The sequence below is a fragment of the Microcystis sp. LEGE 00066 genome, assembly GCF_015207925.1.
Taxonomy (GTDB): Bacteria; Cyanobacteriota; Cyanobacteriia; order Cyanobacteriales; family Microcystaceae; genus Microcystis; species Microcystis ichthyoblabe_A.
Genome location: NZ_JADEVX010000043.1, coordinates 14,588 through 27,822 on the forward strand (window position 1 = coordinate 14,588; position 13,235 = coordinate 27,822).

Consider the following 13,235-nt stretch of genomic DNA (forward strand, 5'->3'; position numbering starts at 1 on the left):
CTACCATCTCCTCGCCACTTTTTTGGTTCCAGTAACCCTGAAACTCTTATCTTAACTGTATGGAGCTAAGCGGATTCGAACCGCTGACCCCCTCAATGCCATTGAGGTGCTCTACCAACTGAGCTATAACCCCGCGAAGACCATTTTCGAATGTAGCTTAAATAGAATTACTTTGTCAAGGGGTGACGAGAAAAAAATTTGTCCCTCACAATGCGATCGCTCATCCACAAGAGTGAAACAATCGCCTCCATTTAGACAGGAGCCGAAATTTGGGTTAAATAGGTTAAACAGTGGCCCATGAGGAAATAAACTACTAACATAGCCGCTGCCGCTGCTGCCACCAAGGTTCCCGCCAGCATCAAGGAAAACTCTTGCCTGTCGAACGCTTGCTGCATCAGATGCAATGACCAAGCCACAAGACCGAGGTCAAAGATGAGAATCGGAACTAACATATTTTAAATTTTGTTAACTTTCTTCTATTCTAATACATAATTTTCTGGAGGGATAATCGGAGGGAAGTTAAAAAAGGGATTTTTTGCTGCTTGCTCGATCGCGGCTGTCAGCCGTCAGCCATTAGCTTTCAGTAATAGGTCTAAATTTTGCTCTTCTTGGTTTGCAGCCTGAAAAAATCCTTTTCCCGAAAAAGCGACTCAATCACCAGATTAAGTTCTGTAAATCTTGCTCTCATTTTCCCTAGCTAACGCACGGGGACTTGGTGATTTTGCAGATAATTTTTGACCTCAGCGATAGTTAATTGACCATAATGGAGCAAAGAAGCCAATAAAGCCGCTTCTGCTCGGCCTTCCGTCAATGCTTCGTAAATATGCTGACAATTACCCGCTCCTCCAGAGGCAATCACAGGAATCTCCACCCTTTCTGCGATCGCTTTTGTCAAGGACAGATCGTAACCCGCTTGCGTGCCGTCGGCATCCATACTGGTAATTAACAACTCACCCGCCCCGCGTTTTTCCACTTCTTGGGCCCATAATAAAGCATCAATACCCGTATTTTCCCGTCCACCCCGAACATAAACCTCCCAACCGGGGTTATGCTCATCCTTACGTCGTCTAGCATCGATCGCCACCACAATGCACTGTTTCCCAAAGCGATCGCTGGCTCGATCGAGCAATTCCGGCTCGCGCACGGCAGCCGAGTTAATGCTGACTTTATCGGCCCCGGCTCTTAACAAATTTTTAATATTTTCTAAGGATTGGATGCCACCCCCCACGGTCAGAGGAATAAAAACCTGTTCCGCTGTGCGATAGACTACATCAATAATCGTGTCGCGATCTTCATGGGTAGCAGTAATATCAAGAAAAACCAACTCATCAGCCCCTGCCTGATTATACAAGCGGGCCAACTCCACGGGGTCGCCAGCATCCTGAAGATTGACAAAATTAACCCCTTTAACTACCCGACCTTTATTGACATCCAAACAAGGCAAAATCCGCTTCGCTAACATATCCTAGACTCTTGATTGTAACAATGGCCATCAAACGATCGCACAATTCCCCCCCGGCAGCCGAGGAAAATCTGCTCACTCCCAATCCCACTATAGAAGAAACGGAAAAAGCAGAAGCGCAGATTCGTCCACAATCCCTAGAGGATTATATCGGTCAACAGGACTTAAAAGCTAATCTAAAAGTCACCATCGCCGCGGCCAAAGCTAGACAAGAAGCGATCGATCATTTGCTCTTCTACGGACCGCCGGGGTTAGGCAAAACCACCATGGCTTTAATTTTAGCGGCCCAGATGGGAGTAAATTGCCGCATTACTGCCGCCCCCGCTTTAGAGCGTCCCCGGGACATTACCGGCATCCTGATCAATCTTCAACCCCGGGATATTCTTTTTATCGACGAAATTCATCGACTGAATCGGGTGACGGAGGAGTTATTATACCCAGCTATGGAGGATTATCGCCTAGATGTGACGATTGGTAAGGGTCAAGCGGCGAAAATTCGCAGTATTTCTTTACCTCCCTTTACTTTAATCGGTGCTACTACCAAAGTTGGCTCTTTAACTGCGCCTTTGCGCGATCGTTTTGGCATGATTCAACGTCTGCGTTTCTATACGGTCGAGGAATTGACGGCAATTATGCTCAGAAGTGCCACTATTTTTAATATTCCCATTACTGAAGCGGGTGCGATCGAAATTTCCCGTCGCAGTCGGGGAACTCCACGCATTGCCAATCGTTTATTAAAACGGGTGCGCGACTATGTGCAGGTGAAGGGAGAAACTATTATCACCCCCCAGTTAGCCGCTGAGGGATTAAATCAGTTAAATGTGGATTCTATGGGTTTAGATTGGACCGATCGATTAGTATTAAAGACGATGATCGAACAGTTTCAAGGTAAACCCGTGGGATTGGAAGCAGTAGCGGCAGCCACAGGAGAAGATGCCAAGACGATTGAGGAGGTGTATGAGCCTTATTTATTACAAATAGGTTATCTTCATCGTACTCCCCGGGGCCGCGTAGTGACGGCAGCGGCCTACGAACATTTAGGTTTACTGGCGAAATTGCCGAAAAATAAGGATCGGAGTTTACCTTTGTTCGAGTTCTAGTTTTCTAGATAGGGTTGGCTGAATAAATCTAAAAACCTTGTTGGATTAAGACTTTTCGGGCGTAAAATTCACGGTTCTTCCGAACTTACACTGTAGAAAATTCCTCAAGCTCACTCTCTGCACAGCAATGCTCTAAAGTTGATAAATATCAATTTAACAAAAACTCAAAGCCTTAGTGTACAAGCTTTACAATCATAAGTTGTTGATAGTTTTACATAACAGGTTCGGTAGAGCCAAATTCACACCTCACTTCCCCACTTCCCCACACCCCACACCCTGCCTCTAGGAACAACTTTTTCAGCCAACCCTAATTACCAGCGTTTTAGCTCACTTGTGTCTTTAAATACTGCCTTGACTGCTTGAAATCACACAAGCCTTTATGTAAAGACCATACGATCAAGATTGTAGTAAGTTACATTGTTGCCATTGCTTGCCGCTTCCAATCTAGACTGTATTGGGATTTGTCAGAGCTATGCAATAGTGAGCTTTTATAGTCAATGATTTTTTAAGTCTGTTAACGTCCTATGTCTGGCCTAAATAAAGAAAATCTTAAACTAGAAACTCTTACCCTGTTTAAAAAATACCAAAAAACAGGGGAGAATCAGTTACGGGATCAAATTATCCGGTTAAACCTAGGATTAGTCAGAAGGGAAGCTCATCATTGGGTCAATCAATGCCATGAAAATTACGAAGATTTAGTGCAGGTTGGCTGTATGGGACTAATTCGGGCGATCAAACGTTTTGACAGCAGCAAAGGTCATGCTTTTAGTTCCTTCGCTATTCCCTATATTCGTGGCGAGATTCAACACTATCTGCGCGATAAAGGTTACACAGTTCGCATTCCTCGTCGTTGGTTAGATTTAGGGAGACAAGCGGCAAATATGCGTCGGGATTTTCAAACTATCCACAATCGTCAACCCAATGATACGGAAATCTCCCTCGCTTTAAATATTTCGCTCGAAGAATGGCAAGAGGTAAAACTGGCTTTCCAAAACCGTGAACCTCTTAGTCTCGATGCGACGGTTAATAACGATGAAGATAATAACACCTGTTTAAAAGACATCGTTCCCGATCCCGGTTATCGCAGCTTTCAACTTTGTCAAGAGGATCGCATTCGTTTACAACAGGCACTGGCTCAATTAGAAGAGAAAACCCGTTATATTCTCGAATTTGTCTTCCTTAAAGATCTTACTCAACGGGAAACCGCCGAACAATTAGGCATTAGTATTGTTACCGTCTCCCGTCGGGTGAAAAAAGGTTTAGAAATGCTCAAGGAAACCATGCTCCAAGAGGCATTTTAGCCCAATTATCGGTTCTCATAGCAAGTCCGTTATTAACTCCCAATTCAACTTTAAAAACTCAGTTATGGATTTTTTCCCCTGCTCCGATGCTCCTCTCTCCCAGCTTATCTTGGCTCCAATAGCAAGTAATTTAAAACCCCGGCTAAATATTCATACTGCTCGATCGAATTATAGTAGTGAGCAGAAATCCTCACAATTAATGATGCTTCTCCCCAGGGAATTATCGGCACTTCAATCTGATATTTTTCCCACAGTTGTCTGGATAAATCTTCTGCTATCCAAGCATAACTAGGAATTAAAATTGAGGACATCGATCCGATCATTGATTCTGGACAGGGATAATTGACCTGCAAGGCATGACAAAGCAAATTTCTGGCTTTTAAAACCAAATTATGATTCCTCGCCATCAGACCCAGTAAACCATCAATAGAGAGAGAATTTAAAAACTCGATCGCTTTTGGCACTGATAAATAGGCGCTGGGATCATCGGTTCCCATCCAAGCAAATTCTAACTGAAAACGGGAGCGATCTTGTCGAGGAGAATTAGCCCCATGACTAATAGTTAAAGGTCGAATTATTGCCTGTTTATCCCCGCGCACATAGAGAAAAGCAGCCCCCTTGGGACTACATAACCACTTATGACAATTAGCAGTATAATAGGTGGGATTAATTGCCCCGATATTAAGGGGTAAAAAACCTAAAGCATGAGCGCCATCGATGAGAGTATCAATACCGAGATTATTTAATTCTTGCACAATTTCTGCGATTGGCCAAATTAAGGACGTGGGACTGGTGACATGATCTAAAACTACTAATTTTGTCTGGGGAGAAACAGATGCTAAAATTGCTTGACTAATTTCTAAAGGAGACTGCACAGGAAAGGGAATTTTAGCGATAATTACCTTTAAACCCCATCTTTTAGCTATATGTTTAACTGCATTAGCACAAGCATTATAGGTCTGATCGGTGATCAGAATTTCCTCATTTTCCTGAAAAGTTAAGGAATTTAACACCGCATTCACTGCTGTGGTTGCATTGGTAACAAAGACTAAATCATCGCTATTTACACTGACTAAATCCGCTAATTTTTGCCTAGCAATATCTAATAAACCCTCTAATTCTCTCCCCAAAAATGCTAAGGGTTGTCTTTCCATTCGTTCCCGCAATTGTTGCTGATAATCCAAGACTATTCTAGGGGTTGCACCATAGGAACCATGGTTGAGAAAATAAATATTATCGGGAATTAACCAATAGTTTTTAGACATATTGAATTAGTTTGATTTTATTGAGAACTAGAAAAAATAGCTGAAAAATTGCCTATTGTATCCAAATACTGACCAGCAAGTATATTTATGACATAATCACCTATTTTTGAAAACGATGAATAATTTCAGTGACAAAAGTTTCTCCATCTATGAGAGGATGATTTTCTGGAGATTGATATTTTCCCGTTTTCACTTTCCGTTGAATTAGATGCTCTTGTTGTCGGGTAAGATGTAGGTTCATAGGTAGGTATTATGACTATCTATTCAGAAAATCAGCGGATCTCTTCTTCTTTGTGTGATCTCGCGTAGCGAGCGCGTTGCGACCAGTTTAACTTATATAGGAGCGCTCAATCTTTGTGTCCTTTGTGTCTTTGTGGTTCGTTCCAAAGACTGTATCTTAGAATACATTTTACCCACCAAACCTAAGAGAGCCAATCAACTTTATCTTAATTTTAAGCTAAATATCGACAAAAAAAAGCTCTCCAAGAAAAAGGAGAGGGGAGAGAACGAGTTAGAAAAAATTATTAATGTAACCATCCTTTCAGACGACGTGCGACTTGAGGACGACGTAATTTTCGCATCGCTTTAGTTTGAATTTGACGTACTCGTTCGCGAGATAAATTGAACATTCCCCCCACTTCCTCTAGGGTATAGGGTTGACTGGTAGCTAAACCATAACGGAGGGAGATAACATCTTTTTCCCGTTCCGTGAGAACATCACTTAAAACTGCGAAAATTTCTTGACGCATCATCATCTCATTCATTTTATCTTCGGGAAGTTGTAGATCATCATCTTCCAAAAGATCCACTAATTCCGTATCTTCTCCCTTCCCTACACGATGATTTAAAGAGAGAGATTGACGACGCAATTGTAATAATTGCCGCAATTGTTCGGGAGTTATTTCTAACGCTTCCGCGAGTTCCCGTTCATTGGGATTGCGCTGTAAATCTTGCTTGAGAATGCGCTGCGCTTTTTTGAGTTTATTGAGTTTTTCGACAATGTGAATCGGTAAACGAATTGTTCGCGCATCGTTAGCAATAGTGCGGGTGATTGCTTGTCGAATCCACCAATAAGCATAGGTAGAGAATTTATAACCTTTATTAGGATCGAATTTTTCGGCCGCACGGTTGAGTCCGATCGCACCTTCTTGAATTAAATCTAAGAAAGGAACCCCGCGATTTAAATAGCGTTTAGCGATGGAAACCACCAAGCGCAAATTAGAACGAATCATCTTCCGTTTAGCTGTTCGTCCGCGATAAAGACGGTTTTCCAGTTGACGTTCATTATCTAATTCTAAAGCGATCGCCCATTCCGTTTTCGTCGGGGGACGATGTAAATTTTCTTGTAGTTTTTGGCGTACTTCTTCCGCTTCCATGAGAAACTTAACCAAGTAGGCTAATTCAATTTCTTCTTCCGCACTAAGCAGGGGATAACGAGCCATTTCTTTAAAAAATGCGCCAACAGTATCTTCATTGCTGCCTTTATCATATCCCGTTCCACTACTCCCACGGGTGTTTTTTAGGGTTTCTGGTAAAGATTCAGTCATATCCTCGTCAGTTCTTTCACCAAAATCCACGCTGTCCAGTTCTAAAGGATTTGTCTCCAGGGCAATGATTTGATTAAAATTATCATCAGCGGCTAGTTTAGAGATTTTCATAAGCAGTTATGGATGGAGTGGGGTTATAATAGGGGGGAAAAACTTAGTTTCTCCCAATGGGCTGATTGTTACATTGAATTTTCGGGGAGCAGATTTTTTAAACGTTTTCTTAATTAATGGCGGCCATTTCTGGGATATAATTAGGCACTTCTGTGTGGATTGTTACAAATCGCCGCACCAGATAATCAGATTTTCTGGTGAATAGGGGAGACTTTCAGGGTTTCCACTTATACACTCTAACTAAGGTTTTTAGTATTTGACTAGGTAAAGATCACCCTTCTTAACAATCAAGATAGCAGTCAGCTTTTTATTACTATTCTTTGCTTTTCCTATTGAGAACTATTCTCAACTTTTGACTAACTATGGTGCGATTTAATAGCCAATAGTCAATAATTATCATTTGGGAAGACTTCACTAGCTAAAAATCAAAATTTGTGGGCAAAAAAGCAATATTTAAACTGTTTTTAGAGAAAATTAACTGGTTTTATTCCCCTCAAGCTTTAAACTATAATTTAAATACCTCATTCTCCCCACTTGCCACTTGCCACTGATAACTGAATTTGTGGACAAAAAAGCAATATTTAAACTGTTTTTAGAGAAAATTAGCTATTTTTATTCCCCTCAAGCGGCTCTTCTAGGTTCTGTGTGATAAGTTTAACTTACATAGGATCGATCGATCTTTGTGTCCTTTGTGTCTTTGTGGTTCGTTCCACCCCCTCGCTAGGAGGAATGTATCTTAGAATACATTTTACCCACCAAACCTGGGAGAGCCCTCAAGCTTTAAACTATAATTTAAATACCTCATTCTCCCCACTTGCCACTTGCCACCGATAACTGATAACTGATAACTGATAACCATGCTCGATCGCCATGCTACTCTAACTGTAGCGGAACCTCGCACACCTTACCAATTAACCACAACTGGACAACCGTGGTTAGAGGTTTTGGTCGATCGCCCTTATCCTAGAGATAGTCAAGAGGATCAGCAAATATTAACCTATAGTATCCCCCGGGATTTAACAGTAGAAATCGGCGATATTTTAAGCGTTCCCTTCGGTTCTCAGGTAATTGGGGGAATTGCTCTTAGATTTCTCGAAAATTTGCCCGCAGAACTAGAAGAAAATCAAATTCGTCCCGTGGAAGATGTGATTGCTAAGGGTTTTTTTCCCGATAATTATTGGCAGTTATTGACGAAAATCGCCCAATACTACGCAACAGATTTAATCACCGTTGTTCGCGTCGCTTTACCTACGGGTTTACTGCGAAGTTCCCAACGTCGCATCAGATTAAAACCAGAAGCGATTCCCCCCGGTGCCGAAGTTTTTTGTACTCCCCTCTCCCGTCAGATTTTATCCCTGCTCAAAAATCAAAAAGAAGGCGATTATTCGGCGAAATACCTGCAAGAAAAAGTAAAAAATGCCAATTACGGTATCCGAGACTTAGTTAAGCGCGGTTGGGTGGAAAGTTATCTAGAAGCGCCCAAAAGTCCTAATATTAAACAAAAAAAAGCCATTACCCTGCTGATAACCGACTTTCCTCCGGATTTAACCGAAAATCAGCGCAAAATTGTCGAAATTCTCCGTCATCAGGGAGGAGAAATGTGGCTGCCAGAATTGGCACAACTTGCGGGGACAAAACATTTTAAACCGCTCATTGACAAGGGTTATGTGGTGATTCAAGATCGAGAATTTCTGCGCTTATCCTCGGCGATTATGAGCAGGGATCAACCAAAAACACTCACTTCTAGTCAAAAACAGGCTTTAGAAGCCATTCAAACCCTAAAAGGTGGGGAAAGCGCTCTCTTACATGGAGTGACGGGATCGGGTAAAACAGAAGTCTATCTACAGGCGATCGCAACTGTCCTAGCAGCGGGTAAATCTGCCTTGGTTTTAGTCCCCGAAATTGGATTAACACCGCAACTAAGCGATCGCTTTGTGGCCCGTTTTGGCGATCGAGTCTATGTTTATCATAGCGCCCTCTCGGAAGGAGAAAGATACGATACCTGGCGACAGATGTTGACAGGAACCCCACAAGTTATTATCGGGACGAGATCGGCGATTTTTGCTCCTTTACCCCATCTAGGCATGATTATCCTCGATGAAGAACACGATAGCAGCTTTAAACAAAGTCAGTTACTCCCCACCTATCACGCGCGTACCGTGGCTAAATGGCGCTCTCAATTAAACCATTGTCGCGTAATTTTAGGCTCGGCAACGCCATCCCTAGAAACATGGCTAGAATCCCAAGCTAATCCCAGTCTTTACCTATCTTTACCCGATCGCATTCAAAATCGCTCCTTACCGCGGGTGGAAATCGTCGATATGCGACGGGAATTGCAACGAGGCAATCGTTCCCTGTTTAGTCAATCCCTGCGTTCAGCACTGGAAACCCTGCGCGACAAGGGAGAACAGGCAATTTTATTCGTCAGTCGCCGCGGACATAGTACATTTGTATCTTGCCGAAGTTGCGGTTATGTGATGGAGTGTCCCCACTGTGATGTCTCTCTCTCCTACCACCACACCGAACCGGGAGCGCAAGAATTACTCCGCTGTCACTACTGCAACTATGGTCGCATCCATCCGAAACAATGTCCTGAATGCGGTTCTCCCTATCTAAAATTTTTCGGCACTGGCACTCAGCGAGTCACCCAAGAATTAAGCAAAGAATTTCCTGATTTGCGCTGCTTGCGTTTTGATAGTGATACCACCCGCAACAAAAATGCTCCCCGGGAACTATTAAAACTATTTACTGATGGTGAATTCGATGTCTTAGTCGGAACCCAAATGCTCACCAAAGGATTAGATATAGAGCGAGTTACCCTAGTAGGAGTAATGGCAGCCGATGGTTTACTTTATCACTCCGATTATCGCGCCTCCGAACGCGCTTTTCAAACCCTCACCCAAGTAGCAGGGAGAGCAGGAAGGGGAGAAACAGAAGGAAAGGTAATTATCCAAACCTATACCCCCGAACATCCCGTGATTAGAGCAGTGCAAACCCACGATTATGAGGGTTTTGTCGAGACGGAATTAATGCAGAGAGAGGGTTTAAATTATCCTCCCTACGGCAGTTTAGTCTTAATTCGCTTTAGTGGTTTAGATGGGGAAGCAGTGCAGAAAAGTGCTGAAAATGTCGCGGAGGAATGTGTTAATAATTTCGGTTCTGATTGGGATATTTTGGGACCTGCACCCGCAACAATTATGCGCGTGGCTAACCGTTATCGCTGGCAAATTCTGTTAAAATTATCGGGGGAAAAGGCTGATATCGGTCGTCTTTTTCTTCCCCTAAAAAGCTTAGTTTTACCCAAGGTAAGTATGGCGATCGATGTGGACCCCTTGACGATAGAATAATCAGGGATGGATAATGCGATCGCAACGCGAGATCGCTATTGTTCACGGGTGCAACCAGTTATCTAAATCCGTCAAAGTGTTAAAGTCTAATAAGGCGAGTCCTAAGTCTTCTAATTGCTCCACAGGAAGGTTACGGATGGTTTCCTCAAGATTTTGCGGTATTTCACCGAAACGTCGCTGAAGTTGACGGAGGAGTAAATACGCTTCTCCCTGTTGTCTTCCTTGTTGTACACCCTCTTGAATCGCTTGTTCCCTATCCTGTTGGTAAAGTGGAGCTAAACGCATAATAAACTCCCTATCCTCCTGTGTTTTTTTCGATAACGCTTCTAAATTTCTACTCAAATTATACAATAAGTTTAAGGAAGCCGATTTTAGGGGATTATTCGGCGATAATCTCGCTAATTCATTGATAGCTCTCTCTCTTGTTCCTCCTCTACCCAATAATCTTAACCATAATGTCTCTGGGATTGCGGGTAATTGATGAATGACGACAATCGCTGTACCGAAACCCTCCGGGAGAAAATAAACCCCTTCTCCCCAATTGGGTTGTAATTGGGCAGTAAACAGGGATAAAATGCGCTCACTAGCTGTGGGAGTGAGAATCCATAACTTAGGTATCTCCTCCTCTGATATTCTCTGTTTATTTCTCTTTGCTTCTCTCTGGAAGATTTCACGGATAGCAAAGCGCTTGGACAGACAATCATTGATACCATCAAGGGTAATCCCATTGCGATAGGGTTCCAATAAACAGGGATTTTGGCATAATTTGCCTAATAGTCCTAACTGAGAGGGAATTTCAGAGATATTAGGATTAAAATACACATCAATTTCTTTAATTTCTGAGGTGACTTCTTTGCTGACAACTACTGTACCGTAGGGAGAAAGAAGGGTTTCTAAGAAATCTTTGCTAAATTTATCCCAAATAAAGCGAGTCATTTCAGTTACCAGTTATCAGTTATCAGTTATCAGTGACTACCACCTAAACTCGGTAGCTTGAAAAAGGTTAATTGCCTCAGTTGCTGATTTTAGCCTCCAGATTAATCATCGAGAATTGAGCAAGCGATCGCATTTATGATCTGATTCTAATTTATTGAGGGTCAGTAAGAATAGCGATAATTGACATTTCTTAAGGTTTTATCTCCCACTACTGATAATTAACATTAACATCGACAAAAAAACTTTCTAAAATTTGCTTAGATCAAGATAGATATTGACATTTGCTGTTAAATTAGTCAGCTTATGGCTCTTTTGGTTTTTGTGTGGAAACGAGGTCCATACTGATAGTTTCTTCGACAAAATAGTCCTAAAAGTGTTACCCGATAAACATTTCACGATTCCATAAGCAAAAATTATCACACAAAGTCGAGAAGAGCCAGCTTATCGCCCCAAAAGGGAAACAAAAGTGGGTATAGTAGATGTGGCCGCTTTTAATTTGGCTGCTGCTGATCGCTCTGGTTGATTGAGTTTAGCCAGAATTTGGTTTAATAATTCTAAGATTTGTGCAGAAGCAAGTTCTGGGGGTGGTTCTTTGGTAATTGCCGTCAATTCTGTGACAATTTCTGCTACCATTACCTCGGCATCAGGAAAAAATTCTTCTTGACTCTCGCTGGCGACTAAATCCCATTTTTCCCGTTCAAAATCCCGAATTAGTCGGCGTAAATCTTCGATTTGCTGCTTGATCCTAACTTGTTCTTCCGGTGCGATTGTGATTAAAGTGTTTCGGGCTCTTCGTTACTTGTTATGGTTCGATAGGGGGGCATAAATCAACAAAATCTTTATCTGGTAAGGGATTTAATTGATTAGTTCGCTTTAGATAAAAAACAATTGACAAAAATCGCCCAATGTCTTTCTCTATAAGGGTTCCATCCCTTATAACTCCCGTCTATTGCATAAGACAAACCGAAGAACCGTTTTTAATAACCAGATTTAGTATGACTAAATAGGGCCTGCTGATGATGAACTGAATATCAAAAATCGGACTAAAATAATACTATTATCAAATATCTTGGTGGGATTAATCGGCAATCATGGTTAAGTTTAGCAAGTACCTAAAGAGGCTTGGGATTGTTGCTGGAGTGGCTTTTTTGTTGTTGGTTACTCACCGAGCGGCTCCCCGAAAGGCAGTGGAAAATGAGCAGATGAAGGGGGTTTGGTTAACCAATATTGGCACGATATTGTTACATCACACTACGTCCTTAGACGAGGTGTTAAATCATCTTTCGCGATCGGGTTATGACCGGGTGTATTTTAGTGTTTATGGGTTTAGGGGAACGCTTTATCCGACTTCCCAACGTCCGACGAATTGGTTGTTTGTGCCGCCGTTGAGCAATCCCTGGAGGGCAGCGGTTAAGGAGTCTTTACGGCAGGGTTTGAAGCCATTTGCTTGGTTTGAGTATGGTTTGATGTTATCGCCTAAGGATCCCATTGCCAAAAAGCATCCGGATTGGCTATTAAAAACGCCCGCAGGGAAGACGGTGGTGGAAACCAATGTCTGGTTAGATCCGGCGAATCCGCAGGTACAAGCCTATCTTTTGGGGAATATGGAAGATATTTTAAAAGAAAAAGATTTGGCGGGGATTCAGTTAGATGATCATTGGGCGGTTCCGCGTGTTTTTGGTAATAAAAGTCAAGCTTTAACGAATTTAACCCGCAAGTTACATGATCATGTCAAGGCGATTAATCCCAAGTTGGTGGTGAGTCTTTCGCCTAATCCTCACTCTTTTGCGGTGAATAAATATAATCAAAATTGGTTGGATTGGGTGCGTCAAGGGATTGTGGATGAGGTGGTCTTACAGATCTATCGGAAAACTCCCAATCAGGTGGCGGCGAGTCTTTCGGGATCGGGACTGGCGACAGCTTCCCGGTATGTGCCGGTGGGGGTGGGTTTATATGCGGGTTGGAATCCTGATTTTTCCTTAAAGGGTTTACAAGCTCAGGTGAGGACGGTGGAGCAGCAGGGTTATGGCTATTCGTTATTTTCTTGGGAATTTGTGGTCATGCGTCATCTTTTTAATCATATTCCTCGGTTTTAAGTAGGTAGGCGTTAAAAATTATCAGATGCCCCCCTTATTAAGAAGGGATTAAGGGGGGACTAAGGGGGGA

12 protein-coding genes and 1 tRNA gene are annotated in these 13,235 nt (G+C 42.5%); 5 read left to right on the forward strand and 8 right to left on the reverse strand.

What is annotated here, in order from left to right:
- Positions 1-60: 60 nt before the first annotated feature.
- The 3 genes from IQ224_RS08315 to hisF all read right to left on the reverse strand — a co-directional run bounded on the left by IQ224_RS08315 (position 61) and on the right by hisF (position 1,462).
- Positions 61-133: transfer RNA gene (locus tag IQ224_RS08315), tRNA-Ala, on the reverse strand.
- 118 nt (positions 134-251) lie between these two features.
- Positions 252-452 (reverse strand): hypothetical protein, encoded by a 201-nt coding sequence (locus tag IQ224_RS08320; RefSeq protein WP_002744967.1) that lies wholly within the window; start codon positions 450-452, stop codon positions 252-254.
- A gap of 245 nt (positions 453-697) precedes the next feature.
- The gene (gene hisF / locus IQ224_RS08325; RefSeq protein WP_036401358.1) at positions 698-1,462 is read right to left on the reverse strand and encodes an imidazole glycerol phosphate synthase subunit HisF; all 765 of its coding nucleotides are present in this window, start codon (positions 1,460-1,462) and stop codon (positions 698-700) included.
- Between the two features lie 23 nt (positions 1,463-1,485).
- Here hisF and ruvB point away from each other — a divergent pair, with 23 nt between their 5' ends.
- Positions 1,486-2,562, forward strand: coding sequence for a Holliday junction branch migration DNA helicase RuvB (ruvB, locus tag IQ224_RS08330; protein WP_185240399.1), 1,077 nt, complete (start codon positions 1,486-1,488; stop codon positions 2,560-2,562).
- Positions 2,563-3,086: 524 nt separating this feature from the next.
- Entirely contained in the window at positions 3,087-3,863 is a 777-nt protein-coding gene (locus IQ224_RS08335) for an RNA polymerase sigma factor SigF (RefSeq protein ID WP_002748796.1), read from the forward strand.
- 104 nt (positions 3,864-3,967) lie between these two features.
- On the opposite strand, the gene IQ224_RS08340 is transcribed toward IQ224_RS08335, so the two are convergent.
- The 3 genes from IQ224_RS08340 to IQ224_RS08350 all read right to left on the reverse strand — a co-directional run bounded on the left by IQ224_RS08340 (position 3,968) and on the right by IQ224_RS08350 (position 6,786).
- On the reverse strand, positions 3,968-5,128 hold the full coding sequence (locus IQ224_RS08340) for an aminotransferase class V-fold PLP-dependent enzyme (RefSeq protein ID WP_194032823.1): 1,161 nt from the start codon (positions 5,126-5,128) through the stop codon (positions 3,968-3,970).
- Between the two features lie 100 nt (positions 5,129-5,228).
- Complete coding sequence (locus IQ224_RS08345; RefSeq protein WP_194032824.1) at positions 5,229-5,369, reverse strand: hypothetical protein; 141 nt, start codon at positions 5,367-5,369, stop codon at positions 5,229-5,231.
- Between the two features lie 283 nt (positions 5,370-5,652).
- Positions 5,653-6,786 carry an RNA polymerase sigma factor, RpoD/SigA family gene (locus tag IQ224_RS08350; protein WP_002748790.1) on the reverse strand — a complete coding sequence of 378 codons (1,134 nt, stop codon included), beginning with the start codon at positions 6,784-6,786 and terminating at the stop codon, positions 5,653-5,655.
- 645 nt (positions 6,787-7,431) lie between these two features.
- On the opposite strand from IQ224_RS08350, the gene IQ224_RS23945 reads away from it, so the two are divergent.
- Positions 7,432-7,620, forward strand: coding sequence for a hypothetical protein (locus tag IQ224_RS23945; protein WP_084990098.1), 189 nt, complete (start codon positions 7,432-7,434; stop codon positions 7,618-7,620).
- A 23-nt stretch (positions 7,621-7,643) separates the two neighbouring features.
- On the forward strand, positions 7,644-10,133 hold the full coding sequence (gene priA, locus IQ224_RS08355; protein ID WP_002748787.1) for a primosomal protein N': 2,490 nt from the start codon (positions 7,644-7,646) through the stop codon (positions 10,131-10,133).
- 42 nt (positions 10,134-10,175) lie between these two features.
- Here priA and IQ224_RS08360 read toward each other — a convergent pair whose 3' ends face one another.
- The gene (locus tag IQ224_RS08360) at positions 10,176-11,069 is read right to left on the reverse strand and encodes a DUF4351 domain-containing protein (protein ID WP_002748785.1); all 894 of its coding nucleotides are present in this window, start codon (positions 11,067-11,069) and stop codon (positions 10,176-10,178) included.
- Positions 11,070-11,510: 441 nt separating this feature from the next.
- Positions 11,511-11,702, reverse strand: a complete 192-nt coding sequence (locus IQ224_RS23950; protein ID WP_002748783.1) for a hypothetical protein — start codon at positions 11,700-11,702, stop codon at positions 11,511-11,513.
- A 458-nt stretch (positions 11,703-12,160) separates the two neighbouring features.
- Here IQ224_RS23950 and IQ224_RS08370 point away from each other — a divergent pair, with 458 nt between their 5' ends.
- Positions 12,161-13,165: a family 10 glycosylhydrolase gene (locus tag IQ224_RS08370; RefSeq protein WP_194032825.1), complete on the forward strand. Its 1,005-nt coding sequence runs from the start codon at positions 12,161-12,163 to the stop codon at positions 13,163-13,165.
- The last annotated feature ends 70 nt before the right edge of the window (positions 13,166-13,235 follow it).